The 25,984-nt window shown below is 68.7% G+C and carries 24 protein-coding genes; 6 read left to right on the top strand and 18 right to left on the bottom strand.

Annotated elements, in window-relative coordinates:
- Nucleotides 1-2 precede the first annotated feature (2 nt).
- The 5 genes from resB to hemL are packed head-to-tail and all read right to left on the bottom strand — an operon-like array spanning nt 3 to nt 4,848.
- Nucleotides 3-1,565: a cytochrome c biogenesis protein ResB gene (gene resB, locus K0O62_RS04500; protein WP_073857107.1), complete on the bottom strand. Its 1,563-nt coding sequence runs from the start codon at nt 1,563-1,565 to the stop codon at nt 3-5.
- A complete protein-coding gene (locus K0O62_RS04495; RefSeq protein WP_073857108.1) occupies nt 1,562-2,329 on the bottom strand; it encodes a cytochrome c biogenesis CcdA family protein in 768 nt (255 codons plus the stop codon). The genes resB and K0O62_RS04495 overlap by 4 nt, the downstream gene beginning before the upstream one ends.
- Before the next feature lie 7 nt (nt 2,330-2,336).
- Nucleotides 2,337-2,897 (bottom strand): TlpA disulfide reductase family protein, encoded by a 561-nt coding sequence (locus K0O62_RS04490; protein WP_073857196.1) that lies wholly within the window; start codon nt 2,895-2,897, stop codon nt 2,337-2,339.
- A 23-nt stretch (nt 2,898-2,920) separates the two neighbouring features.
- A complete protein-coding gene (locus K0O62_RS04485; protein WP_073857109.1) occupies nt 2,921-3,508 on the bottom strand; it encodes a histidine phosphatase family protein in 588 nt (195 codons plus the stop codon).
- Between the two features lie 29 nt (nt 3,509-3,537).
- Nucleotides 3,538-4,848 (bottom strand): glutamate-1-semialdehyde 2,1-aminomutase, encoded by a 1,311-nt coding sequence (hemL, locus tag K0O62_RS04480; RefSeq protein ID WP_073857110.1) that lies wholly within the window; start codon nt 4,846-4,848, stop codon nt 3,538-3,540.
- Between the two features lie 183 nt (nt 4,849-5,031).
- On the opposite strand from hemL, the gene K0O62_RS04475 reads away from it, so the two are divergent.
- The 3 genes from K0O62_RS04475 to K0O62_RS04465 are packed head-to-tail and all read left to right on the top strand — an operon-like array spanning nt 5,032 to nt 13,772.
- Nucleotides 5,032-5,913 (top strand): class I SAM-dependent methyltransferase, encoded by an 882-nt coding sequence (locus K0O62_RS04475; protein WP_073857111.1) that lies wholly within the window; start codon nt 5,032-5,034, stop codon nt 5,911-5,913.
- On the top strand, nt 5,910-13,379 hold the full coding sequence (locus K0O62_RS04470; protein ID WP_083603714.1) for a hybrid non-ribosomal peptide synthetase/type I polyketide synthase: 7,470 nt from the start codon (nt 5,910-5,912) through the stop codon (nt 13,377-13,379). The genes K0O62_RS04475 and K0O62_RS04470 overlap by 4 nt, the downstream gene beginning before the upstream one ends.
- 9 nt (nt 13,380-13,388) lie before the next feature.
- Entirely contained in the window at nt 13,389-13,772 is a 384-nt protein-coding gene (locus K0O62_RS04465) for a nitroreductase family deazaflavin-dependent oxidoreductase (RefSeq protein ID WP_073857112.1), read from the top strand.
- Here K0O62_RS04465 and K0O62_RS04460 read toward each other — a convergent pair.
- The 4 genes from K0O62_RS04460 to K0O62_RS04445 all read right to left on the bottom strand — a co-directional run bounded on the left by K0O62_RS04460 (nt 13,756) and on the right by K0O62_RS04445 (nt 15,893).
- The gene (locus tag K0O62_RS04460) at nt 13,756-14,196 is read right to left on the bottom strand and encodes a pyridoxamine 5'-phosphate oxidase family protein (protein WP_073857197.1); all 441 of its coding nucleotides are present in this window, start codon (nt 14,194-14,196) and stop codon (nt 13,756-13,758) included. The two genes, K0O62_RS04465 and K0O62_RS04460, sit on opposite strands and share 17 nt — an antisense overlap.
- A 63-nt stretch (nt 14,197-14,259) precedes the next feature.
- Nucleotides 14,260-14,418 (bottom strand): hypothetical protein, encoded by a 159-nt coding sequence (locus K0O62_RS04455; RefSeq protein WP_165636995.1) that lies wholly within the window; start codon nt 14,416-14,418, stop codon nt 14,260-14,262.
- A gap of 37 nt (nt 14,419-14,455) precedes the next feature.
- Entirely contained in the window at nt 14,456-15,046 is a 591-nt protein-coding gene (locus K0O62_RS04450; protein ID WP_073857113.1) for a TetR/AcrR family transcriptional regulator, read from the bottom strand.
- On the bottom strand, nt 15,033-15,893 hold the full coding sequence (locus K0O62_RS04445; protein WP_073857114.1) for an oxygenase MpaB family protein: 861 nt from the start codon (nt 15,891-15,893) through the stop codon (nt 15,033-15,035). Before K0O62_RS04445 ends, K0O62_RS04450 begins: the two co-directional genes overlap by 14 nt.
- Before the next feature lie 89 nt (nt 15,894-15,982).
- On the opposite strand from K0O62_RS04445, the gene K0O62_RS04440 reads away from it, so the two are divergent.
- Complete coding sequence (locus K0O62_RS04440) at nt 15,983-17,701, top strand: HNH endonuclease signature motif containing protein (protein ID WP_083603715.1); 1,719 nt, start codon at nt 15,983-15,985, stop codon at nt 17,699-17,701.
- On the opposite strand, the gene K0O62_RS04435 is transcribed toward K0O62_RS04440, so the two are convergent.
- Genes K0O62_RS04435 through K0O62_RS04395 form a run of 9 tightly spaced genes read right to left on the bottom strand, consistent with a single transcriptional unit; the run spans nt 17,698 to nt 24,580 of the window.
- On the bottom strand, nt 17,698-17,931 hold the full coding sequence (locus K0O62_RS04435; RefSeq protein WP_073857116.1) for a hypothetical protein: 234 nt from the start codon (nt 17,929-17,931) through the stop codon (nt 17,698-17,700). The genes K0O62_RS04440 and K0O62_RS04435 overlap by 4 nt on opposite strands.
- A complete protein-coding gene (gene mce1N / locus K0O62_RS04430) occupies nt 17,928-18,419 on the bottom strand; it encodes a transport-regulating membrane protein Mce1N (protein ID WP_073857117.1) in 492 nt (163 codons plus the stop codon). The genes K0O62_RS04435 and mce1N overlap by 4 nt, the downstream gene beginning before the upstream one ends.
- The gene (locus K0O62_RS04425; RefSeq protein ID WP_073857118.1) at nt 18,416-18,859 is read right to left on the bottom strand and encodes a hypothetical protein; all 444 of its coding nucleotides are present in this window, start codon (nt 18,857-18,859) and stop codon (nt 18,416-18,418) included. Before K0O62_RS04425 ends, mce1N begins: the two co-directional genes overlap by 4 nt.
- A 12-nt stretch (nt 18,860-18,871) precedes the next feature.
- On the bottom strand, nt 18,872-19,306 hold the full coding sequence (locus K0O62_RS04420) for a hypothetical protein (protein ID WP_073857119.1): 435 nt from the start codon (nt 19,304-19,306) through the stop codon (nt 18,872-18,874).
- Nucleotides 19,294-20,274: a porphobilinogen synthase gene (gene hemB / locus K0O62_RS04415; protein WP_073857120.1), complete on the bottom strand. Its 981-nt coding sequence runs from the start codon at nt 20,272-20,274 to the stop codon at nt 19,294-19,296. The genes K0O62_RS04420 and hemB overlap by 13 nt, the downstream gene beginning before the upstream one ends.
- Before the next feature lie 26 nt (nt 20,275-20,300).
- Entirely contained in the window at nt 20,301-21,965 is a 1,665-nt protein-coding gene (locus tag K0O62_RS04410; protein WP_073857121.1) for a bifunctional uroporphyrinogen-III C-methyltransferase/uroporphyrinogen-III synthase, read from the bottom strand.
- Entirely contained in the window at nt 21,962-22,897 is a 936-nt protein-coding gene (gene hemC, locus K0O62_RS04405) for a hydroxymethylbilane synthase (RefSeq protein WP_073857122.1), read from the bottom strand. The genes K0O62_RS04410 and hemC overlap by 4 nt, the downstream gene beginning before the upstream one ends.
- Before the next feature lie 34 nt (nt 22,898-22,931).
- Nucleotides 22,932-24,278 (bottom strand): glutamyl-tRNA reductase, encoded by a 1,347-nt coding sequence (locus K0O62_RS04400; protein ID WP_073857123.1) that lies wholly within the window; start codon nt 24,276-24,278, stop codon nt 22,932-22,934.
- Between the two features lie 50 nt (nt 24,279-24,328).
- Nucleotides 24,329-24,580: a glutaredoxin family protein gene (locus tag K0O62_RS04395; RefSeq protein WP_073857124.1), complete on the bottom strand. Its 252-nt coding sequence runs from the start codon at nt 24,578-24,580 to the stop codon at nt 24,329-24,331.
- 38 nt (nt 24,581-24,618) lie between these two features.
- Here K0O62_RS04395 and K0O62_RS04390 point away from each other — a divergent pair, with 38 nt between their 5' ends.
- Together K0O62_RS04390 and K0O62_RS04385 are read left to right on the top strand one after the other, a co-directional pair.
- Nucleotides 24,619-25,419, top strand: a complete 801-nt coding sequence (locus K0O62_RS04390; RefSeq protein WP_073857125.1) for an HAD family hydrolase — start codon at nt 24,619-24,621, stop codon at nt 25,417-25,419.
- A gap of 26 nt (nt 25,420-25,445) precedes the next feature.
- A complete protein-coding gene (locus K0O62_RS04385; RefSeq protein ID WP_073857126.1) occupies nt 25,446-25,976 on the top strand; it encodes an FAS1-like dehydratase domain-containing protein in 531 nt (176 codons plus the stop codon).
- Nucleotides 25,977-25,984: the final 8 nt, after the last annotated feature.

Here is a 25,984-nt window from a genome sequence, read left to right as displayed (position 1 = left end):
CCTTACTTCCCGTCCGTGAGCAGTCGGTCCGTCAACCGCTCGAACTCGTCGCCCCACCCGGAATTGTCGGTGCGGGCCAATCCCCCGAGCTCGACGCTCACGGTACCCGCAGGACCGGGCGTAATCCGAACCCAGACGCGTCGGCGCCGCACCACCAGCGACACCACCAACCCGGCCATCATGGTCAGCGAGAACACCAGCACCCAGATCTGCGCCGGATCGTGGGACACCTGCAGGTTGATGAACGGCACGGCACCGTCGAAACGAACGGTGGTGCCGTCGTCGAGCCGCGTCTCCTCGCCCACCCCGAGGTTGACCCGGGCCTCCTTGTTGAGCCGGCCCTGGCCGATCAGCCGGGGATCCAGATCGAAGATGGACTGCGGGCGGCCGGTGTCCAGGCCGGTGTCGCCGCGGTAGATGTCGACGGCCACCGCCGGCTTGTTCAGCGCCGGGAAGCTGGAGGACAGCAGGGTGCCCTCCAGGTGCTCGGTCGGCGCGAACAGACCCTGGATCGCGATCTGTTGTTTGCGGCGCTCGTCGGCGTCGGGGTAGCTGCCGGCGGGCGGGTCCACCCGGATCACCCCGGAGGACAGCAGTGTCTGCGGGTCGTCGGGACGCCACTGCACCGTCTGGGTGCGGAACTGACCGTCCGGGAAGGTGACGGTGAACGTCGGCGCGTAGCCGTGGCCCTGCAGGTACACCCGGTCCCCGCCGACCCGCAGCGGATGGTTGACCTCGAGGCGGTAGTCGTTCCAGGTGTTGGTGGTCAGGTCGTCACCGGCCTGGTACTCGATGTTGGCCGCGAAGGTGAGCGCCTGCCCGCTGGGCAGGTAGTCGGCGTCGAAATCGTTGACCTTCACGCAGATCGGGTACAGCGAGGTGCCGTCGACGGTGTTGCCCGCGCGGAACGAATCGAAGGCGGCCGGCGATGCCGAGCAGAAACCGGGACCGCCGTCGGCGATGACGATGACGTTGCCCTCGTAGCCGAACAGCTTGCCCGCGGCGATGGCCACCAGCAGACCCAGCAGCGAGAAGTGGAAGACGATGTTGCCGAACTCGCGCAGGTATCCCTTCTCCGCCGAAATCTCGGTGACCTCGCCGGCCTCACCGGTGTGGCGGGTGGTGCGCCGCCAGCCCCTCAGCCGCTCGTTCATGGTCGCCGCCAGCCGCGCCGGCTCCGCCGCCACCTCGGCCTCGTGATGCTTGGGCAGCCGGGACAGGTTGCGCGGCGCGGGCACCGGCACCGCGCGCAGGCTCTTGATGTGCTCGAACAGGCGCGGGGTCAGACAGCCGACCAGCGAGACGAACAACAGCACATAGATGGCGGTGAACCAGAAGCTGGAGAACACGTCGAAGCCCTGTAGCCGGTCCAGCCAGGGCCCGATGGTGGGGTGCTCGACGAGGTACGCGTCGACCTTGGCGGCGTTCAGGCTGCGCTGGGGCAGCAGCGCTCCCGGGATGGCGGCCAGCGCCAACAGGAACAGCAGCACCAGCGCGGTGCCCATCGAGGTGAGCGTGCGCCAGGTGTTGCGGATCAGCGCCCACGCGTTTCTGAGCGCTCTCATATCGGCAACCTCACATCGCTGACGAAGGCATCGCGCACCCAGGCCACAAAATCTCCCCACAATCCGGTCACCAGCGCGACACCCACCGCGATCATCAGAATCCCGCCGAAAACCTGGATGCCGCGGGTGTGCGCCCGCAGCCAGCCCAGTCCGCGGACCGCCCGCGCCGACCCGAAGGCGAGCAGGATGAACGGCAGTCCCAGGCCGAGGCAGTAGGCGATCACCAGGGTGATCCCACGCGCCACCGCGGACCCCTCGGTGGCCGAGGACACCGCGATCACCGCGGTCAGGGTCGGCCCCAGGCACGGCGTCCAGCCCAGCGCGAAGACCGCCCCCAGCAACGGCGCCCCCGCCAGCGTGGACAGCTGACGCGGCGCGAAGCGTGCCTCGCGTTGCAGCAGCGGGACGAACCCGATGAACACCAGACCCATCGCGATCGTCACCACACCGCCGATGCGTTGCAGCAGTTCCTGATTGGTGATCAGTGCGGTGGTCATGCCGAGCACCGCGACGCTGCCGAGCAGGAACACCACGGTGAACCCCGCCACGAACAGGCCGGCCGCGCCGGCCACCCGCCAGCGGCCCCCGCGCGCCGAGTTCTCTGCCCCCACCGAACCCTCGGCGACCCCGACCACGCCGGCGAGATAGGACAGGTATCCGGGCACCAGCGGCACCACGCACGGCGACGCGAACGACACCAACCCGGCCAGCAGGCTCAGCCCGATGGCCAGCAGCAGCGGCCCACCGGTGATGAGATCGGTCATCGCGCAATCACTTTTCGGCCGCCAGGCGTTCGACCACCGGTTGCAGATCCTCGGCCAGCAGCTCACGCAGGAACACCGCGGCCACCCTGTGCCGGCGGTCCAGCACCAGCGTCGATGGGATGACGGTGGTCGGGAACTTCCCGCCGAACGCGATCATGGTGCGCATCGACGGGTCGTAGATCGACGGGAAGGTGATGTTTCGGTCGGTGATGAAATCGACTGCGGCATCCCGGTTGTTGTCTCGCACATCGATGCCCAGGAACTGCACGCCGAGGTCACGCGTGTCGTCGTAGACCTGCTGCAGATGCGGCATCTCCGACCGGCACGGGCCACACCACTGACCCCAGATGTTGATCACGACGACCTGGCCGGGGAAATCCGACAACGCCAGCGTCCGGTCCGGGTCCATCAGATCCGGTCCGGCCAGCGCGCCCGGAGTGCCTCGCGATTCGGGCGGATCGTAGAAGATGTCGGTCTTTCCGCCGGGCGCGACGAACTCGAACGTCCCGCCCTGAGCGACGGCGTCGTCGCCGGTACTACAGCCGGTGACCAGCAACGCCAGCGACATCGCCAGGGCGACAAGCAGTTTCACTAGATACCCCAGGGCTCCGTATAACCCCACCGGATCAGGCGGTCGTCGTCGAAGGTGAACGAGGTGATCGACGCCAGATTGCACAGCCGGCTGTTCGGCAGCGGGAGATGCGGCAGCTTGCGCCCGGTCATCGCCCGGCGCAGCGTCTCCACCGGCAGTTGGTGGCTGACGCAGACGGCCTCGTGCCCGGCCGCCTCCTTGCGGGCCCGGTGCAACGCGGCGATCATCCGCGGCGCGATCTCGTCGTAGGGCTCACCCCACGACGGTTTGCGCGGGTTGCGCAGCTTGGGCCAGTTCCGCGGGTCACGCAGGGCACCGTCGCCGGGCGCCACCCGCTTTCCCTCGAAGTCGTTCCACGATTCGATCAAATCGGTGTCTGTATCGATGTCCAGCCCGTGCACGGCGGCGATCGGCGCCGCGGTCTGCTGCGCCCGTTCCAGCGGCGAGGCCACCACGTAGGTGACGTCCTTGGACGCGAGCCAGTCCGCCGCCGACTGGGCCTGCGCGCGGCCACGGTCGGACAGGTTGTAGCCGGGCAACCGGCCGTAGAGCACCTTCTCCGGATTGAACACCTCACCGTGACGCATGACGTGCACCGTCGTGCGGACGGGGGCGCTCACTGCATGGGCCTGGCGGCTTGCGCGGCAGCCCGGGCGGCGTGCGGCAGGGCGGCGGCGATCTTGTCGAACGCATCGTCATCGAGAGCCGTTGACACGAACCACGTCTCGAAGGCGCTGCAGGGCGGGTACACCCCGGCGTCCAGCAGCGCATGGAAGAAGGCCGGGTAACGCCAGGTCTCGGTGGCCTTGGCGGAGGCGAAGTCGGTGGGGGTGGACTCCCCGAAGAAGACCGTCAGGAAGCTTCCGGCGCGCGCGATCCGGTGCGCGACGGAGGCTTCGGTGAGCGCCCCGGTGAGCAGGGCGTCCAACCGGTCGGCGTTGGCGTCGAGCGTGGCGTAGACGGCGTCGTCGGCGGCGCGCAGGGTGGCCAGTCCGGCGGCCATGGCCACCGGGTTCCCGGACAGCGTGCCCGCCTGATAGACCGGGCCGAGCGGCGCGAGCCGTTCCATCACCTCGGCGCGGCCCCCGAATGCGGCGGCGGGCAGCCCACCGCTCATCACCTTGCCGAACGTGAACAGGTCGGCGTCTACCGGATCGAGGCCGTACCAGCCGGCCCGGCTGACCCGGAATCCGGTCATCACCTCGTCGAGGATCAACAGCGCGCCGTACGCGGCGGTGATCCGGCGTAGCGCCGCGTTGTAGCCGGGCAGCGGCGCCACGGTGCCCATGTTGCCGGGGCTGGCCTCGGTGATGACGCAGGCGATCTGCTCACCGTGGGCGGCGAAGGTTTCTTCCACGGCGGCGACGTCGTTATAGGGCAGCACGATGGTGTCGGCGGCGGCCGCACCGGTGACCCCCGGGGAGGACGGCAGCCCCAGCGTCGCCACACCGGAACCGGCGTCGGCCAGCAGGGCATCGCTGTGGCCGTGGTAGCAGCCGGAGAACTTGATGATCTTGGGGCGGCCGGTGAACCCGCGGGCCAGCCGGATGGCGCTCATGGTCGCCTCGGTGCCGGAGTTGACGAACCGGATGCGCTCCACCGGGCCGACCCGGTCGACGAGTTCGCGGGCCAGCTCGGTCTCCGCGGGGGTCGGGGCGCCGAAGGACAGCCCGTCCGCGGCGACGCGCTGCACGGCCTCGACGATCTCGGGGTGCGCATGGCCGAGGATCATCGGGCCCCACGAGCACACCAGATCGACGTAGCGATTGCCGTCGGCGTCGGTCAGCCAGTAGCCGTTGGCCGAGGTGATGAAGCGCGGCGTGCCGCCGACTGCGCTGAACGCCCGCACCGGGGAGTTCACCCCTCCGGGGATCACCGAGGACGCGTCGGCGAACAACGCTGCGGATGCCGATACGGACAAACTCATGGCCTCCAGTGTCCCAGTCAGCGCCGCCCCGGCAACTACAGGGTGTAGTGGACGCTTTCCGCCGGGCCCGCAAGCTCGGTACGTGGCAAATCCCACACAGCGGTATCGCAAACTCTCGACTTCGTGCAAAATCCCTGCTTTAACGGATAATCATCCCGATTATGCATAGTTAGGGAAATCTCTGTGACAGATCAGCTACCTATCCGCGAGGCCGGGATCCGTTATCCGTTCGCCCTTCCCGCGGCCGGCCGGCGGCGAGCGGTCAAGATCGGCCTCGGTCGCGCGCTGCTGCGCCTGCGGCCCCGCTACGGCCGGTCCCTGCTGGCACAGGGCGACCCGGCCACCTTCTCGCCGACCGACCGGCTGATGATGGCCGGCTGGACCCACCGTGCGACCCCGGCCGACTGGCCGGCCCTGAGCGCGCTGCACCAGCGGTTCTGGGCCGGGCCCGGCGGTGCCCGGTTCAGCACCGACCCGGGCATCGCCGACCGGTTCGAGCAGTGGTTCCTGGCCGAACACGCCCGCCCGCTGGCGTTCCTGCGCGAGGAACTGGCGGCCCGCACCTGCCCCACGCTGTGCGAGATCGGCAGCGGCAACGGGCTGGCCCTGGAGTACCTCAGCCACCGACTACCCGAGATCGGGCGCTTCGTCGGCGTCGACATCAACGCCGAGGCGACCCGCACCAACGCCCGCCGCTGGCAGCACGACGACCGGTTGGGGTTCGTCGCCGCCGAGGCGGTGTCCTGGATCGACGCGAACGCGGGCACGGGCTGGGCGTACTTCTCCAACGCCGGCGTCCTGGAGTACCTGCCCGAGGAGAAGGTCACCGAGCTCTACCGGATCACGGCCGAACGCGGCGGCTGGTGGCTGATCACCGAACCGGTCTACGCCGGCTATGACCTGACCACCGAGACCGCATCCCGCCCGCACGGCGGTGAGTTCAGCTTCTGCCACAACCACCCGTATCTGCTCGGCCGGGCGGGCTGGGAGGTGGCCGAACGATACGAGACCGAGGTGTCGGGCATGCGCTTCCTGACCGTCTGCGCCCGCAAGGCCGCCGCGTGAGCACCATCCAGGACCTGTTCGCCGAACAGGCCGCCCGCACCCCGGACGTCGAGGCCGTCGTGCACCGCGACGCCACTCTGACCTACGCCGAGCTCAACGGCCGGGCCAACCGGCTCGCGCACCGCCTGATCGACGCCGGGCTGACACCGGGTGCCGGGGTGGCCTTCCTGTGCGACCGCACCCCGCTGCTGCCGATCGCGTTGCTGGGCATCCTCAAGGCCCGCGGCTACTACATCCCGCTGGACCCGACCTACCCGGCCGCCCGCATCAACGGGATCTTGGCCGACGCCCAGCCGTTCGCCCTCGTCACCGACCGTGACGCCGACGCACTGCGCGCCATGGGGATCACCACCGACACGCGGGTCGTGCGACTGGGCCCTGACGACGGCACCGACCCGGCCAACCCGCCCGCGGGCCGCGCCGATGACCTGGTGTACTCCATCTACACCTCCGGCTCGACCGGAAAACCCAAGGGCACCCTGAACTTCCAGCGTGGCGCGGTGAACGTCAACCGCTGGATGATCGACGGGTTCGGGGTCGGACCGGACACTCGGGCGCTGGTGGCGACCTCCATCGGCTTCGACATCACCAGCAAGGCCATCTGCTCTCCGCTGCTGTGCGGCGGCACCGTGGTGCTCTACGACTCCCCCGTCTACGACCCGCCGCGGATCCGGGCCGCCATCGTCGACTTCGGTGTCAACACCCTGAACCACACGCCCACCGGCCTACTCGGCCTGATCGAGGACGGCAGCCCACAGAGCTACGCGCAGATGGCCGGGGTGCGGCGGTTGTTGATCCTCGGGGAAGCGTTGCGGTTGGACCGGTTCCGCCGCTGGCTCACCCATGCCGACACCCGCCCGGTGCTCTTCAACGGCTACGGGCCCACCGAATGCGCCGACACCATTGCCGCCCACGAGGTGACCGATGCCGACCTGAGCACCGGCGGAGACTGCCCGCTGGGTACCGCGCTGCCCGATATCGTGCTGACCGTGCGCGACCGCGACCTGCGTCCGGTCGCTCCCGGTGAGAAGGGCGAGATGTGCGTGCAGGGCGTCTGTGTCGGCGCCGGCTACCGCAATCTGCCCGAGCAGACCGCCGCGGCGTTCGTCGCAGATCCACTCGGCGGCGAAACTCTTTACCGCACGGGTGATCTGGTCAGCCAACGCGCCGACGGCGTGTTCCTCTACCACGGCCGCATCGACCATCAGGTCAAGATCCGCGGCCACCGGGTGGAACTCGGTGAGATCGAACAGGCGCTCAACCGCATCCCCGGGGTGCTGGAGAGCGTGGTGACCGCACCGTCGCGGCCCGACGGGGAGCGCTACGTGGCGGCTTACCTGCGCACCGCGGCTTCGCTGCCACCCACCGCACTCAATGCCGAACTGGCGCAGATCCTTCCGGACTTCATGATCCCGGCGACCTACACCTTCATGGACGCCTTCCCGGTCAACGCCAGCTTCAAGGTGGACCGCAGGGCCCTGCCCGAACCGGCGCTCGGTCGCCCGGCGCTGGCCACCGCCCACCGCCCACCCGCCGCCGAGTTGGAGCGCACGTTGACCACCCTCTGGGAGGACCTGCTGGGCTTCTCCGGGGTGGGCGTCGATGACCCGTTCTTCGAACTGGGCGGCAACTCGCTGCTGGCGACCCGGCTGGTCGCCCGCGTCAACGCCGAATGCGGGTCGGCACCGGGTGCACCGCTGTCCATCACGGCGTTCTTCGAGTCACCGACGATCGCCGGGGTGGCCGCCAAGCTGGCCGCCCCCGAGCCGGTCACCGTCGTGGCACCCGCTGCACCGCGGCGCCCGCGCCCGGCCGACGGCGACCTCATCGCGATCGTCGGCATGGCCGCCCGGGTGCCCGGCGCCCCCGACGTACGCACGTTCTGGCGCAATCTGCTCGACGGGGTGGATTCTCTGGAGCTGCTCGAGGAAGATCCGGCCAACCCGGACTGGGTCCCGGTGAGCGGCTGGGCGACCGACACCGACACCTTTGACCACACTTTCTTCGGTTACACCCCGCACGAGGCCGAACGGATCGACCCGCAGCAGCGGTTGCTTCTGCAGACCGCGGTGGCCGCCTTCGAGGATGCCGGACTGGCCACCGCCACAAGCACTCTGCGCACCGGGATCTACGCCGGCGTGGCCGCCAACAGCTACCTCACCCGAAACGTCCTGCCCCACGATCAGACCGGCGACTACGGGCTGGGCTACGCGCTGGTGGGCAACGACAAGGACTACGCCGCCACCCGCATCGCCTACAAGCTCGGCCTGACCGGCCCGGCGATGAGCGTGCAGACGGCGTGTTCATCCAGTGGCGCGGCACTGCATCTGGCGTGCCAGGCGCTGCTGGCCGACGACTGCGACGTCGCACTCGCCGGCGGCGCATCGCTGCCGTGGCAGTACCGGCACGGGCACGAGCACATCCCCGGCGGGGCGCTGAGCGCCGACGGGAAGGTGCGCGCCTTCGACGCCGAGGCCACCGGCATGGTGCTGACCGGCGGCGGTGCCTGTGTGGTGCTGCGCCGCCTGCAGGACGCCATCGCCGACGGGCACACCGTCCACGCGGTCATTCGCGCCACCGCACTGAACAACGACGGCGCCGCGCGGGCCAGTTTCACCGCGCCGAGTATCGCCGGGCAACGGGCCGTGGTGCGCAGCGCACTCGACCGGGCCGGGATCAACGCCCGCAGCATCGGGGTGCTGGAGGCCCACGGCACCGGAACCCCGCTCGGGGATCCCATCGAGGTCGCCGCGATCACCGAGTCCTGGCGCGAAGACACCGCCGACACGGGCTTCTGCGCGATCGGCAGCGTGAAGACCAACATCGGTCACCTGGATGCCGCCGCCGCCATGGCCGGCACCATCAAGCTGGCGTTGATGCTGCGGCACGGTGAACGCCCGGCCACGCTGCACGTCGACACGCCCAACCCGGACTGTGCGTTCGAGTCCTCCCCCTTCTTCGTCAATGCCACCCGCAACCGCTGGGTCACCGATGGACCACGCCGCGGCGCGCTGTCCTCATTCGGGTTCGGCGGCACCAACTTCCACGCCATCCTGGAGCAGGGGCCGGACCGACCGGTCAGCCCGGCCCGCCGCGAATGGCAGGTACTGCGGCTCTCGGCACGCTCGGCCGAGGCGCTGCAGGCCCAGATCACCGAACTCGCCGACGCATTGGCGGGCTCCACGGAGTCCCTCGCCGACGTCGCCTACACGCTCGATGTGGGCCGTAACCGCCACCGGTACCGCGCCGCGGTGGTGGCCCGCACCCCCGCGGAGGCGGCCGCCCGATTGAGCGACCCCCGAGCCGTCCGCACCGGACGCGATCCGCATGCCCGGCCACACCTGGTGTTCGGCTTCCCCGGCCAGGGCGCGCAGCACACCGGGATGGGTCGCCGGTTGTACGAAACCGAGAGCGTGTTCCGCGGCGCGGTCAACCAGTGCGCCGACATTCTGCTGCCCGCCCTGGGAGTCGATCTGCGCGAGGTGCTCTTCGGCGCCGGCGACGACGGCGTGCTGCGGGGCACCCAACTTGCCCAGCCGGCAATCTTCACCATCAGTTACGCCACCGCCAGACAGTGGATGAGCTGGGGGTGCAAGCCGCACAACATGATCGGCCACAGCGTCGGCGAGTTCGTGGCCGCCACCCTGGCCGGCGTGTTCGAACTGGAGCATGCCCTGCTGATCCTCGCCGAACGCGCCCGGTTGATGCAGTCCATGCCCGCGGGCGGGATGCTGGCGGTGCGGCTGTCCGAACCGGATGCGCAGGCGGTCCTCGACGGGCTGCCGGCCGGATCGGTGGCGGTCGCGGGGGTGAACTCCCCGCAACTGACCGTGCTGTCCGGGCCCCACGCCGAACTCGACACGGTGCGCACGCAGCTGGAATCCGTCGGGGTACCCAGCACCGACCTGCACACCAGCCACGCGTTCCACTCACCGATGATGGACCCGATCGTCGGACCCTTCGCCCGGGTGATCGCGCAGTACCCGCGCAGCGCACCGGCGCTACCGTTCTACTCCAGCCTGACCGGGCTGCCGATCACCGCCGAACAGGCCCAGGACCCGCACTACTGGGCAGAGCAACTGCGCAACGCGGTGCGCTTCGCTCCCGCCCTGGCACACGTCACCGGGACACCGGGCTGTGTTCTGCTGGAATGCGGCCCGGGCCAGAACCTCACCGCCGCGGCCCGCCAGTCCGGGGTCGACGCGGTGGCCTCGCTCCCGCACTCCGGCGCCGCCGGTGCCGACGACGCCGAGCACCTCGCCACCGCGGTGGCCCGGCTGTTTCTTGCCGGCGTGGACACCGATGCGCGCCGGGTGCACGCCGGGGAGACCCGGATCCGGGTCGGCCTGCCGACCTATCCGTTCGCCAAGACCCGGCACTGGCTGACTCCGCAGGCGGGGTTGCCGGTTCCGGCCGCGGCGGAGGCGGCGGAATCGACTGCGCCACAGGATGAGACACGGGCCGAGCCGGCGGACCGGATGTCCGCCTTCGTACGGACGTTGTTCGCCGAGGTGGCCGGCGTGGACATCGGGCCCGACGACGATCACCGCTCCTTCCTGGAGATGGGTTTCGATTCGCTGCTGCTCACCCAGATCACCACCCAGATCAACCAGCGTCGCTCGGTGACGCTGCGGTTCCGGCAACTGCTGGAGGAGTTCCCCACTCCCGCAGCCCTTGCCGCGCAGTTGGCCCAGCTGGAATCCGGCGCGGACACCCCGGCACCCAAGGTCTTCGGCGCGGGCGCCCGGATCAGCACGAACGCCGACGAGGCCCTGACGCCCCGGCAGCGGGCGGCGCTGGACGAGTTCATCGCCCGCTACACCGCACGGACCGCCCGCAGCCGCAGCTATGCCGATGAGCACCGTCCCCACCTGGCAGATCCGCGGGCGGTGTCGGGGTTCCGGCCGCTGTGGAAGGACCTGGTGTACCCGATCGTGGCAGACACCTCCAAGGGCCCGCGGTTCACCGACATCGACGGCAACGACTACGTCGACATCACCAACGGCTTCGGTTCGGTCTTCTTCGGGCACCGGCCCGATTTCCTGGTCGAGGCCGTGCACGCCCAGGTCGAGCGGGACATCATCATCGGCCCGCAGAACGCGGTGGCCGGCGAATGCGCCAAGCTGTTCGGTGAGATGACCGGGCACGAGCGGGTCGCGTTCTGCAACACCGGTTCCGAGGCGGTGCTGGCCGCCATCCGGCTGGCCCGCACGGTGACCGGGCGCAACCTGATCGTGCAGCACGAAGGCGACTATCACGGCATCACCGACGAGGTGCTGGTGCGCAGCACCCCGAGCGGGCGCACCGTACCCGCCGCACCCGGCGTCCCGGCGGAGAGCGTGGCCAACACCATCGTCCTGGAGTACGGCACCGCGGAATCGCTTGCGGTGCTGCGAGAACGGGCGCACGAACTCGCGGCGGTGCTCATCGAACCGGTGCAGTCCCGCAAGCCCGACCTGCAACCCGCCGATTATGTGCGCGAGGTCCGCAAGATCTGCGACGAGAGTGGCGCCGCGCTGATCATGGACGAGGTGGTGTGCGGGTTCCGGGTGCATTGGGCCGGCGCTCAGGGTGTGTGGGGCGTGAAGGCCGACATCGGCTGCTATGGCAAGGTTTTCGGGGCCGGCCTGCCGGTCGGCGCACTGGCCGGTACCGCCCGGTTCATGGATGCCCTCGACGGGGGCAGCTGGCAGTTCGGGGACGACTCGATGCCCGAGGTCGGCGTCACCTACTTTGCCGGCACCTTCGTCCGGCACCCACTGACGATGGCCGTGGTGCACGCCACGCTGCAGCACATGAAGAACAATCCCGGCCTGCAGGAGCAGGTCAATGCCACCGCAGAGGGGTTGGTGGACCGGCTGAATGCGCTGTTCCGATCCGAGGGTGTGCCGATGCACATCGGCCGGTTCGGCTCCTTGATGAAACCGGAATGGACCCAGGAACTCGCGTTCGGCGAGCTGTTCTACTACTTCCTGCGCGAGGCGGGAGTGAACGCCTGGGACGCCCGGCCGAACTATCTGACCACCGAGCACGGCGAGGCCGAGGTGCAGTCCATCGTCGACGCCTTCGCCTACGCCATCGCCCAGATGAAACAGGGCGGGTTCTTCGATGACGTGGCGCCCACGGCCGAACTGTTCGGCGCCACCGTCAGCGCGGACGGGGCCACGATGTCGTTGCCCAGCACCGAATCTCAGCGCGAGGTGTGGATGGCCGCACGCTTCGTCGGGGACGACAGCGTCGCCTACAACGAAGGGCTGAGCCTGAGCTTGGACGGCAAGCTCCATGAGTGGGCCCTGCGGCACGCCCTGCAGACCCTGCTCGACCGGCACGAATCACTGCGGGCCCGGTTCTCCCGGGACGGCCGGTCACTGCTGATCGACACCGCGCGCGAACTGGATCTGGCGGTGCACGATCTGTCCGGTCTCGATGAGCCGACCCGTACTGCGGCGCTGAACCGGATCCACGAACACGAGATGAGCAGCCGGTTCGATCTGCGCAACGGCCCGCTGGTGCGGTTCCGGCTGGTCCGCCTCGGCGCCGAACGCCACGCACTGCTGTTCATCGCCCACCACGCGGTGTGCGACGGCTGGTCGGGAGCGGTCGTGCTCAGCGAGCTGGCCGCGCTGTACTCCGCACAGGTGGAGGGCCGCGGCGCCGAGCTACCCGCGGCACCGCGCTACGCGGACTACAGCGCGATCGAGCACCATTTCCTACGATCGCGGGAAGGCCAACTGCACCAGGACTATTGGCTCAAGCAGCTGCGCGAGGTACCCGCACCGCCGCAGATGCCGGGCGATATCAGCCCGGCAGCCGATGACGATCTGTCGGCGGCCCGGGTGGACCGCCCGCTGGATGCCGAACTGGTCACCCGGTTGCGCAGCGTGGGCAGCGCCCACGGGGCCAGCCTGGTGGCCACCATGTTGACCGGTTTCGCCGCACTGCTGCAGCGGCGCACCGGACAGGACGATCTCGTCATCGGGTTGGCCGCTGCCGGTCAGTCCTTCCATGGTCAAGGACATCTGGTGGGGCACTGCGTGAATCTGCTGCCGCTGCGACTGCAGATCAGCGAGGTGGACGGCTTCACCGACGCGCTGCGCGCCACCCGCGGCGCACTGCTGGACGCCTACGATCACCAGGGCGTCAGCATGGGCACGCTGCTACAGCACCTCAGCCTGCCCCGGGTCGGCAACCGTCCACCTCTGGTCAGCATCGTCTTCAACATCGATGTCCGCGATGACGACATCCGGCACACCGGTCTGACCGTGGGATATGAGACCCTGGTGCGCCGGGCCGAGACGTTCGAACTGTTCATCAATGTCGTGGACAACGGCACCACCATGGTGCTGGAGGCCAGCTACCGCACCGCGCTCTACAGCGCGGAGTTTATTCGTAATCTGCTGGCGCAGTTTGAGAATCTGCTGCGCAATGTCTGCGACAACCCCGCGGCGGCGTTGCGCCGACTCTAGAATTCGGGCATGTTGTTTGCGCGCCGACGGGCCGAGTTCAACCGCAACTACGTCAACCCGCTGGTCGAGCCCCTTGCCGGGTATGTCCCGTTGTGGGCGGCCGTGGACCACGTCGGGCGCAAGACCGGAACCGGCTACCGCACACCGGTGACCGCCTTCCCGACATCCGACGGTGTCGCGGTGCTCCTGCCCTACGGCTCGGACACGGATTGGGTCCGCAACCTGCTGGCTTCCGGCTCCGGGCGGGTGCAGATCGACGGCCGCAGCCTACTGGTCGAGCAGCCGCGGGTGGTACCGCTGAAGGAGGCCGTAGCGGTGGCCGATGCGCCGTGGCGGTATCTCCTGCGCATTGCGCCGATCGGATCCGCGCTGCTGCTCACGCGCGCCAGCTGAGCACTTCTCCCTGGCCGGCCGTCATCACCGTGCCGGGCATGACCCGCAGCCGGTACGGCGCCAACCGCAGTACGGCGAACGACGGCGCCATCGGTGAGTCCCAGCCCGGGATGATCGTGGGGTCGTACCCCAGGGGCGGCGGTGCGTTGACGAACTTGTCCCACACCGCAGTTCGGGTCGTCTCATCGAAATACCATTCGACCAGGCACTCCGCACTGCAGGTGTCGTGGTTGGGGGCCCAGTAGCTGACCGACACGTATGGGTTCACGGCGAGATGCTCACGTTTGACCTTCGACGGCACCGTCGCCACCCAACCGAACAGGTCGGTGCCGTCCCACTCCCAGATGGGATGCAGGATCCGGGTGCGAGGCTTGCTGTCGGCGTCCACCGTGGCCACCGAAGCCCACACGATGGAGTGGGCCATCTCGACGAACGCGGTGGCGGTCTTCTCCAGCTCTGACTGCGGGTCCAAGGTCACCCGGCCAGCTTATTCTTTGGAGTCCTTGTTGTAGATCGGATTTCCGTCTTCGTCCAGCCAGTCGCTGACGGCGGTTCCACTCACCGTTCCGTCGCTGCCGGGCAGCACGGATGTAGGACGGTTGTCCTCGTAGTTTGCGATCTTTTCGGGATCTGGTGTTTCGGTCATGGGATACGGATGACCGAATGTGTGACCCACCAAACAATCAGGCGGACACCGAACGCAGCGCCGCCGGCAGACTGGGCAGAAAATGCCTGGTGGCGAAGGCGCGCACCTCGTCCTCGGTCTGGACCGGCTGCATGCTCGGCAGCAGTAGCACCATGGCGGCGTACCGCAGGATAGTGTCGGCCAGGTCGTTGACCACGGGCGCGCCGATCCGCTCGGCAAAACCTTCCGGGAAGATCACCCGCAGCGCGGCGGCCATCCGTTCGACGGCGGCCCCGTAGTGCTGGTGCAGCATCTCCTGCGCAAGCGCCGGGTCGTCGGCGATCATCTGGTTGAGCACCCGGTGGCGCCGGAAACGCATGATCGACAACGTGAAGGCTTCCACGTAATAGTTGGACTGCGGCCCAGCATTTTTCAGTGCAACGGCAATGTCGGCGAACAACGATTCGTTCTCGCGCTCGATGACCGCGCTGACCAGTTCGTCACGGTTGGCGAAGCGCCGGTAGATCGTGGTGCGGCTGACCCCGGCGCGGCGCGCGACATCATCGAGCGCGACACGGCGAATACCGTGCCGCTCGAATTCGATCAGCGCCGCATCCAGGATGGATTGCGTCGCATCAGGCGTTGGCATAACCCTGGATTGCGTACTTGTTGTACCGCAACGACATTGGCAGCCGGTCCCACAGCCAGTTCACCGGGCGGGACCGCCAGAATGCGGCGAATGCCTGGTAGGCCTTCTCCTTGCGATCACTCCAGGGCAGGTTCAGCATGTCCCGGGCCTGCGGCGGCATACCACCGGTGGTGAGGAATGCGGCGAGCGGATTGAAGACCGGGGCGATGACTTTCCATGCCAGCGGATGCACACCCTTGGGGCGCGGGAAGCCCTTGGTCACATAGCCGACGCCGTACTGAGCGGTCTTGTGTGCCACCAGGATCTCGTTCATCATCCGGTCCCAGTACTGCACGAAGTCCGCGTACGTGTCCGGCATCGGGCGATCGCTGACGCCGTAGCGGCGGTACCACGTCTTGGACTCCAGGTAGATCTGTTCCTTCTCGGCGTCGGTGAGGCGCTTGACGAAGGTGTCGGCGAAATACAACACCTGCTCGACGAAGGTGGCGTGCGCCCAGTAATAGGTCTCGGGGTCCAGTGCGTGGTAGCGCTTCCCGTCGGGCATATCGCCCTTGATCTCCTTGTGGAAGTCCCGGACCTGGGTGCCCCGGTTGTCGTCCTCGCTTCCGTAGACGGTCATGAAGATCGGCGGCAGCGAACGCTTGACCCGGGCGGCGGTATCGGAGAAGAACACCGAATGGTCCAGCACGCCCTGGCCGAGTTCGGCCAGCATGTTCTGCAGCACCGCGGGGCGAGGGCCGATGAGGAACATCCGGTTCTCACCGAAGTATTTCCACACCAGGGAGTCGGGCCCGAGCGGCAATGCGTCGTCCAGAGCCTCGGGAGTGTTCTCGGCCAGTTCCGTCATGGACACAGTGTTACAGAATTCGAACTTTGTTCCAATTGGATGTGGCGCGGCCCACAAAATTGTCGGTGGGTCGATCTATGATCGAAAGTATGTTCGATGCCTCGGATCGGTCCGCACTCGCGGGGATGAGCGATGAACAGCTCATCTCCGCGTTGACGGACGCGACCCGGTCGGAGGCCATGGCGGCCGCGGATCGGCTGGCCCTGGTCGCCGAGGTCACCGCACGCCGGTGCGATGACGAGGACGACGTCACCGCCCATCAGGTGATCGATGGGTGGGCGTTCGCGAAAACGCAGGTGAGTGCGGCCTGCAACCTGAGTCCGCACGCAGCCTCGACTCAGATGCGCATCGGGGTGGCGCTGCGGGAGCGGCTGCCGCGCACCGCGGCGTTGTTCGCGGCGGGGGCGGTGTCGGCGAGAGTGATCGGAGAGATCACCTGGCGCACCCATCTGGTCACCGACGAGGATGCGTTGGCGTTGATCGATGCCGCGATCGCCGCAGAAGCCACCCACTACGGGGCGCTGTCGGAAGCCGCGCTGATCCGGGCGGTGGATTTCTGGGTGGAGAAATTCGACCCGATCGCGGTGATCCGGTCCAAGGCCGCCGCCAAAGACCTCTACGTCGAGTTCGACGACCGCAACGACCCCAACGGGGTGTGCTCGTTCTGGGGACGGCTGCGGGCCACCGACAAACAAGCCCTGCAGCAGCGCCTCAACGATCTCGCGGACACCGTGTGCCCCAATGATCCGCGCACCGTGCGGGAACGCCGCGCCGACGCCCTGGGTGCCCTCGGCATCGTCGGGCCGTCGCTGCAGCGGTTGACCTGCCGGTGCGGGGACCCGGACTGTGCGGGTAGTGGCAAAGATCCGCGGTCGACGGCGGTGAACATCTACATGCTGGCCGATCAGGTGCCCGGTACCGATGCCCGGCCCGCCCCGGACACCGGGCCTGGGCCGCAGCCCACCCCGTCGCCGGAGGGATCCGGTCAGCCCGAACCCGCACCACAGCCTGGCAGCGAGGAACCCGAGCCTGAGCCCACCCCTGAGCCGGCGCCTAACCCGGAACCGGACGCGCCTGCCCAGCCCGCGGCCCATACCCCCGCGCCTGCGGCCACCTTCCCCGGGGCGGGCCCCGGGGTGATGCTCGACGGCACCGTCATCCCGGCCGCCATGCTCGCCGACCTCATCGCCACCGGCGCCAAAGTCCGGCTCCTGCGCGAGGTCGCCGACCTGCCCACTGAACGCCAATACCGGCCCTCGGCCGCGCTGACCGCGTTCGTGCGGATGTGTTCGCAGACCTGTAGCTTCCCGGGCTGCTCGAAACCGGCACACCGCTGCGATTTGGACCACGTGATCCCGTGGCCGGCCGGGGCCACCCATCCGGGCAATTTGCGTCCGCTCTGCCGTGAACATCATTTGGTGAAAACGTTCCGCTCCGGCCCGAACGGCTGGACCGTGAAGGCGCGGCCCGACGGCGCCACGGAATGGACCTCGCCGACCGGGCACGCCTATGTCAGCACCCCGGGTGCGGCGATCCTGTTCCCGCACTGGAACATCCACACCACCGTCCCGCCGCCGCGACACATCAGCCTCATCCACGACGATCACAGCAGCGTCAAGATGCCCACCCGGCAACGCACCCGCGCCCAGGACCGCGCACACCGCATCAACGCCGAACGCACCCGCAACGCAACCGAACTCGCCCTGGTACACGCGGCCAGAGACGGCGCCACCGCACCAGCGGACATCGTCAACAGTGGCAAGGGCGATGCCGTGAACAACAACGACCCGGACCCGCCGCCCTTCTAACGGGAGGCGCGCAACCTCGCGACACCCAGCACCGCGAGCACCCCGGCCGCGGTGAGCAGGGCCAGCGCCAGCACGATCAGCGGCGGGTAGTAGACCATCGTCGTCATCTCGGGCTGCCCCTCGAGGATCGGCGGCACCTTCTCCCTCGAACCGGCGGCCAGCCAGCTCACCACCGCGCCCACCAGAGTGAGACCGGCCAGCACCAGTTGGATCAGCGCGGTGCGCTTCACGAGCTGGGCTCTCCCACCAGCTGCTCCAACGCCCCGCGCAGCGTGCGGTGCCGGCGCGCCCAAGCCTGGCCCGAGCGCCCCTCGGTCAGCTTGATCCCGATGCCGGTGCGCCCGCGCGGCACACCGCTGAGCTCACCGAAGGCACGGTAGGTCTGCCACTTCTCGGTTTCGTGGCGCTTGGGTTCCGGGAAGATCCGGACGATGTCGGCGATTTTCACGAGCTCGGTGCCCTGCCGCAACGTGGTGGGCGTCAACTCCACCGAGGTGTGGATACGGGCCGCCTTGATCTGGATCGCCAGGAAACCGCTGACCAGGATCATGAATATCGCGGGCACACCGAGCTGGACGCCGGCCCCACCGGACAGCTGGATCGCCATCATCGCCCCACCGGCGGCCGGACCGGCCAGCAGCCACCACCAGGTCCCGCCGGGCTCTCTGAAGAGCACCTCTTCGGCGGTCACCTGATCGCTCGTATCGCCCTCGGTCACTTCGCCTCCAGGAAGAAGTCAGAGGCCGCGGGCCGCATGAACAGCGTCGCACCGATGGCCACCGGCACAATTCCGAACAGGGCCACCGGCGTGATCGAGAACGGGGCCAGCAACGTCAGGACGAACACCAGCGCCACCAGCGACGCCGACAGCCACACCGTCGAGCGACGGAAGCGCAGATCACCGTTGCGGGCACGTCCGGCCAGGAAGCTCAGCGCCACCCCCGACAACACCAGCAGGGCGCTGATCCCGCCGCGCATGATGACGATGCTGCGAACCTCACCGTCGGACAGGTCTGGAGAGAACGAGCTGCGCGGCGTACCGAACGCGCTGGTCAGGCCGAGCAAGCCACCGGCCAGCAGCAGCGCCGCACCGGCGATTACCAGCCAGAATGCGATGTTGACGATGGCCGGACGCGGCACAGATGTGGGTTGGGTCATATCCGGGCCAGCCTAACGGGTGAGGTATTGGTGAGTGTCTTTGCGGTGCAGCAGCACGATGCCCCCGACTATCAGCACCGACCCGATGATGGTGCAGGCCGCAAACCCCAGTGCGGCCAGTTCGGGACGGTCCACGGTGAACAGGCTGGCGACCGAGTAGAACACCGATGTCAGACCGGCGGCGGTCAGCACCGTGCGCGGCCACCGATACCCCAGCCGCATCAGCACAGCGAATGTGGCCACCACGGCGGCGATCACCACGACGAACAATCCGGACACCGCGTAGATGAAGCCCGAGGCGTTCGGCAGACGCGTCGTCGACAGGTCGATGACATACCCGATCACCATCAGCGGCAGAGCCGCGATCCACAGCCAGAATCCCGTGTCGATGTCCTCGGGACGCCCACTCGGGGCCGTGCTGCTCGGCGGCGCGGTCACGCCAGCCATCCGGCGGCCTCCGCCGCCCAGTAGGTCAGCACGATGTCGGCACCGGCCCGGCGGATACTGATCAGCGATTCCAGCGCCGACGCCTGCAGATCGATCCAGCCGTTGGCGGCGGCCGCGCAGATCATCGAGTACTCCCCCGAGATCTGATACGCGGCGACCGGCACCGGCGAGATGTCGGCGGCGGCGGCCACCACGTCGAGGTAGCTCATCGCGGGCTTGACCATCACGATGTCGGCGCCCTCGTCGATGTCCAGCGCGATCTCGTGCACGGCCTCGCGGGCGTTGCGCGAATCCTGTTGGTAGGTGCGCCGGTCACCGGTCAGGCTGGAGCTCACGGCCTCCCGGAACGGACCGTAGAACGCCGATGCGAACTTCGCGGCGTACGCAAGGATCGCGACGTCCTCGTGGCCGGCCTCGTCGAGGCCTTCCCGGATGGCGGCCACCTGGCCGTCCATCATCCCGCTGGGCCCGACCACGTGCGCACCCGACTGTGCCTGCGCAACAGCCAATTTCACGTACTGCACGTTTGTGGCGTCATTGTCCACCCGGCCGCGGGCGTCGAGCACGCCGCAGTGGCCATGCTCGGTGAACTCGTCGAGGCAGGTGTCGGCCATCAGCACGGTGGCATCACCGAGGTCTGCGGCCAGATCACCCAACGCGACGTTGAGGATCCCGTCCGGATCGATCCCGGCCGAGCCCTGCGCATCCTTGTCCTCATCGCGCGGCACACCGAACAGCATCAGCCCGCCCACTCCGGCGGCCACCGCATCAGCGGCCGCCCGGCGCAGCGAATCCCGGGTGTGCTGAACGACTCCCGGCATCGAGGCGATCGGCCGTGGTTCGGTCAGCCCGTCGGCGACGAACATCGGCAGCACCAGATGCCTGGGCTCCAGCGATGTCTGCGCCACCAACCGGCGCATCGCGGGCGTCGAGCGCAGCCGACGCGGACGATGCTGAGGGAATGCCACTAGCGCGCGCTCCTTATCCGGCGAGATTACCTGCGGCGGCTCTTCTTGCGCGGCGGAGGCAACGCACCCTCGGCACGCAGTCGCGCCGCATGCTCGGCGAGCGCCTCGACCAGCGGGCCGACCGCTGCCGTCTCCGGCTGCACATCGACACGGAGGCCGAATTCCACTGCGGTTTCGGCCGTCTTCGGGCCGATGCACGCGACGATGGTGCGGGCGTGCGGCTTGCCCGCGATACCGACCAGGTTGCGCACCGTCGAACTCGAGGTGAAGCAGACCGCGTCGAACCCGCCGGTCTTGATCATCTCGCGGGTCTGCGCCGGCGGCGGAGCGGCACGCACGGTCCGGTAGGCCGTGACGTCCTCGATCTCCCAGCCACGCTCGCGCAGGCCCTCGGCCAGCGTCTCGGTGGCGATGTCGGCACGCGGCAACAGCACCCGGTTCACCGGATCGAAGATCTCGTCGTACGGCGGGAACTCGTCGAGCAGCCCCAGCGAGGACTGCTCACCGGCGGGCACCAGTTCCGGGTTGATGCCGAAGGCACGCACCCGGTCCGCGGTGGCCTGACCGACGCAGGCGATCTTCACGCCGGAGAACGCGCGCGCATCCAGACCGAACTCGTTGAACTTCTCCCACACCGCACGCACCGCGTTGGTGGAGGTGAACACCACCCACTGGAACCGGCCGTCGACCAGGCCCTTGACGGCCCGTTCCATCTGGGCCGGGCTGCGCGGCGGCTCGACGGCGATGGTCGGCACCTCGATCGGCAGGGCGCCGTGGGTGACCAGTCGGTCGCTCATCTCGCCGGCCTGATCCTTGGTGCGCGGCACCAGCACGGTCCAGCCGTACAGTGCGCGGCTCTCCCACCAGTTCAGCTTGGCGCGGTTGGCCACGGTCTTGCCGATGGTCACCACCAGCGGACCGGCCAGCGGGCCGGGGGTTCCGCCGTTGGATTCCGCAGCGGCCAGAATCGCCTTGTCGCCCAGGCCGATCAGCGTGGTCTCCACCGAATGCTGCTGGCAGGTGGTGCCGTGCGCGGTGACGACGGCCGGGGTGTTCTCGGCCAGGCCGAACTCGACCAGGGTCTTGGCGGCATCGGCCAGGTGCGAGGCCGTCGCGTGCAGGATCAGCGGCCCGGGCGCGGCGGCCAATGCGGCCCAGTCCACGTTCGGGTCCCGGACGTCGGCCACGGTGTGCGAGGAGCCCAGCGGCAGGCCGGCGTAGGTCGGCACCGCCGTGGTGTCCGGCAGGCCGGGCACGATCTCGAAGTTCAGGTGGGTCCGGGCCAGGGTGTTGACCTCGGTGATGACGGCGTCGATCGACAACGGGTCACCGGCCACCAACCGGACCACGTCATAGCCGTGGCGGGCCTCGGTGGCCAACGTCTTGGCGACCTCGGCCGGGTCACCCAGCGCGGGCCGGATGTCGGGTCCACCCGGCACCACTGCCTCGGCGTTGTCGGCGGCCGAGCCGTCCGCGGCGGCGGGCTCGGGGCCCGAGGCCGGCGGCAGTTCGCAACCGACGAGCGCGAGCACCGCTTCGGGTACATCGGGGTCGGTGAACACCGTCGCCGCGTTGGCGAGTATGTTTCGCGCACGGGTTGTCAACAGGCCTGGATCACCCGGGCCTGAGCCCACGAACGTAATGCGGCCGGGCCTGATCTTGCGGCCTCGGCTACCTACCTGCCCAGTCATCTGTCACTCCCAGAATCTGCCAACACGTCCCGTGCACCCAGTTCGAACAGCTCCGCGGCCACCGAGAGCCCCAGCTCCCGGGCCCGTTCCGGAGTCCCGATACCGGACGCCCGGATCACGTCGGATCCGTCCAGCGCCGCCACGCATGCGCGCAGCGACAGCTCTTCGAAGACCCGGCCGTCCTCGTCGATGGACTCGACCACCTCAGCGATCGCGCCCACCGGCGCGGAACAACCCGCCTCCAGTTCGGCGAGCAGGACACGTTCAGCAGTGACCGCGGCCCGAGTGTCGGCGTCATCCAACTCCGCCAGCACCGCGGCAAGCTCGGTGTCTTCGGCGCGACACTCCACCGCGAGAGCTCCTTGAGCCGGTGCCGGCAACATCTGCACCGGTTCCAGCGCCTCGGTGACAACGTCCAACCGTCCGACGCGGGCAAGACCCGCACGAGCGACGACGACGCCGTCGAGATCACCGCTACTTACCCTGTTCAACCTGGTGTCTAGGTTGCCTCGTAGGGGGCGGATTTCCAAACCGAGACCCAGTGCTCTAAGCTGCGCCGCCCGTCGCGGGCTCGACGTGCCGATCACGGAGCCGGCCGGCAACTCCCCGAGCACCAGACCGTCGCGGGCGACGAGCGCGTCCCTGGGGTCCTCACGGGCCGGGATGGCGGCGATGTTGAACCGCGGGTCGTCCGCGGTCGGCAAATCTTTGTGGGAGTGCACCGCCATGTCGACGGTGCCGTCCAGGATCGCCTCCCGCAGCGCGGCAGTGAAAACCCCCACACCGATGTCGGCGATGGGGCCCTGGTTGCGGTCCCCCTCGGTGGACACGATCACCAATTCGGCCGGGTGGCCGTTGGCGATGAGTGCGTCCCGGATGGTCCCGGCTTGGGTGGTGGCGAGCAGGCTCCCTCGGGTGCCTATCCTGATCACTTTTGGGGCTCCGTCTGCTGATGTAGCCAATCTGCTACTCAGGCTTGTCGTTATCTGTTGCGATCAGCGGCAATTCGCCGCCGGAAACCGCGTCCACGGCCTGCGGATCGAGCTCGAAGAGCTCGCGCAGGGCCTCGGCATAGCTGTCGCCACCGGGGGCGCCGGCCAGCTGCTTCACTCGCACGGTGGGGGCGTGCAGCAGTTTGTCGACCACCCGGCGTACCGTCCGGGCCACCTCGTCGCGATGCGTCGCGTCCAGGCCGGGCAGGCGGTTGTCCAGGCGGAGCAGTTCGGCCTCGACGACGTCGGCCGCGCGCTGACGCAGCGCGGTCACGGTCGGAGTGACCTCGGCCATCCGTTGGCCGGCCAGGTAGTTGGCAACCTCGGCGGCCACGATGGACCGGGCCGCATCGGCGTCCGAGGCCGCCGCGCGGGCGGTCGGCTCGCGCTGGATGCGGTCCATGTCGATGACGTGCACGCCGGGCAGGCCGGCAACCGCGAGGTCGATGTCGCGGGGCATGCCCAGGTCGCACATCACCAGCGGGCGGTCGCCGTCTCGGGCGGCCAGTCCGTGGTGCACATCGGCCAGCGACATCACCGGGCGCACCGCGCCGGTGCTGCTGACCACCACGTCGGCCGTGGCCAGCACGGCCGAGATGTCGTCGAGTGAGTAGGCGTTGGCGGTGACGCCGAGTTCGGCGATGTTCTCGGCGAGGCGGCGGGCCCGCGGCAGCGAGCGGTTCACCACGTCGATGCGGTCCACGCCCGCGCGGACCAGGTGCTTACCGGCCAGTGCGCCCATGGCGCCGGCGCCGACCACCACGGCGGTCTTGCCGACCAGGCCCTGATCGAGGCGCTTCTGGGCCATCTCCAGCGACACCGACACCACCGAGGCACCCGCGGAATCGATCCCGGTCTCGGTGTGCACCCGCTTGCCCACCGACAGTGCGCGCTGGGCCAGCTCGTGCAGGGTGCGCCCGACCGTCTGGTTGGCCTCGGCGGCGGCGTAGGCGCGTCGCACCTGGCCGAGCACCTGCTGTTCGCCCATGACGACCGAATCCAGACCACTGGTGACGGCGAACAGGTGCTCGACGGCAGCCTCGGCGTACCGCACGTAGGCGTATTTGGTTAGATCGTTGAGTCCCATACCGGAGTGTTCCGAGAGCACCTGGCCGATGACCGACAGGCCGCCGTGGAAGGCGTCGACCACCGCGTATACCTCGACGCGGTTGCAGGTCGAAAGCACCATGGCCTCGGTGACCAGCGACGAACGCAGAACTTCGTCGATGATCTTGGCCTGATCGGACTCGTCAGTGCTCAACTGCTCCAGTACGGATACCGGCGCACTGCGATGCGAAACCCCGAATAGCAGCACGCTCACGGCATCATCACCACCGGTCTAAGTTATCCGTTACCAACGTAGCTACCAAATTAGCTGAGATCTGCCCGTAACCGGGGTACGTCCACTTCCCAGTAGCTGTGCTCGGCCCCGTCGAGCAGCACCACCGGCAGCCGGTCACCGAACTCGGCGCGCAGGGTGGTATCCCCCGCGGCCGCTGCCGCATCCACATCGGTCGAACTGAGCGTGAAGCCCAGTTCGCCGGCCAGCGACGTCAACGTTTGAGCCGCGCGTTCGCACATGCTGCAGCCGGCCCGTGTGAGCAACACCACCTGATGGTCCACGCCCCCAGTATCGCGCCTGCGTGACCTAATGTTGAACGGTGTCCGAGACGCCCCCACCACCGCCGCCGGATCTGACCGCGGCCGCGTTCTTCGACGTCGACAACACGTTGGTGCACGGATCCTCGCTGGTGCACTTTGCCCGCGGGCTGGCCACCCGTAAGTACTTCACCTACCGGGACATCCTCGGGATCGTTTACGCGCAGGCCAAGTTCCAGCTCACCGGCAAGGAGAACAGCGACGACGTCGCCGAGGGCAAACAGAAGGCGCTGGCGTTCATCGAGGGGCGGCCGACCGCGGAACTGGTCGAACTCGGCGAGGAGATCTACGACGAGATCATCGCCGACAAGATCTGGCCGGGCACCCGGGCGCTGGCGCAGATGCACCTCGACGCCGGCCAGCAGGTGTGGCTGGTGACCGCGACACCGTTCGAGCTGGCCGACACCATCGCGCGCAGGCTGGGCCTGACCGGCGCCCTGGGCACCATCGCCGAATCGGTCGACGGGGTGTTCACCGGCCGGCTGGTCGGCGACATCCTGCACGGCGCGGGCAAGGCGCACGCGGTGCGCTCGCTGGCCATCCGGGAGGGGCTGAACCTGCGCCGGTGCGCGGCCTACTCGGACAGTTTCAACGATGTGCCGATGCTCTCGCTGGTCGGAACTGCCGTCGCGATCAACCCGGACGCCGCGCTGCGCGACGTCGCCCGTGAACGCGGCTGGGAGATCCGTGACTTCCGCACCGCCCGCAAGGCGGCCCGGATCGGGGTGCCCTCGGCGCTGGCGCTCGGCGCGGTCGGCGGGGCGCTGGCCGCGGTGGCCTCCCGGCGCGACGCCGGTCGCTGATCTGCGCGCTGCTAGGCTGACCGGCCATGGGAATCGCTGAGGAAATCGTCGGAACCCACTTCCGGTACCCCGACTATTTCGAGGTCGGACGGGAGAAGGTCCGCGAGTTCGCGACCGCAGTCCAGGACGAGCATCCCGCGCACCACTCCGAGGAAGGTGCCGCCGAGCACGGTCACGACGCGCTGGTCGCCTCGTTGACCTTCATCGCGGTCGCCGGCCGACGGGTGCAGTTGGAGCTGTTCAATCAGTTCGACGTGCCGATCAACCTGGAGCGGGTGCTGCACCGCGACCAGAAGCTGGTCTTCCACCGCCCGATCAAGGTCGGCGACAAGTTGTGGTTCGACTCGTACCTGGATTCGGTCATCGAATCGCACGGCACCGTGATCAGCGAGATCCGCACCGAGGTCACCGATGACGACGGCGGCCCGATCTTGACCACCGTGGTCACCATGCTCGGCGAGGCCCAAAGCGACAGCGAGGCCAGTGAGGTCAGCGCGCAGATCGCCGCGGCCCGCGATGCGGCCATCGCGCGGATGGTCGCCAACCAGAAGGCGTAGTTCCCTAG

It is taken from the genome of Mycolicibacterium diernhoferi (assembly GCF_019456655.1).
GTDB lineage: Bacteria > Actinomycetota > Actinomycetes > Mycobacteriales > Mycobacteriaceae > Mycobacterium > Mycobacterium diernhoferi.
Note: the sequence above shows the minus strand (reverse complement) of the source record. Positions and strands in the feature narration are given on the sequence as shown.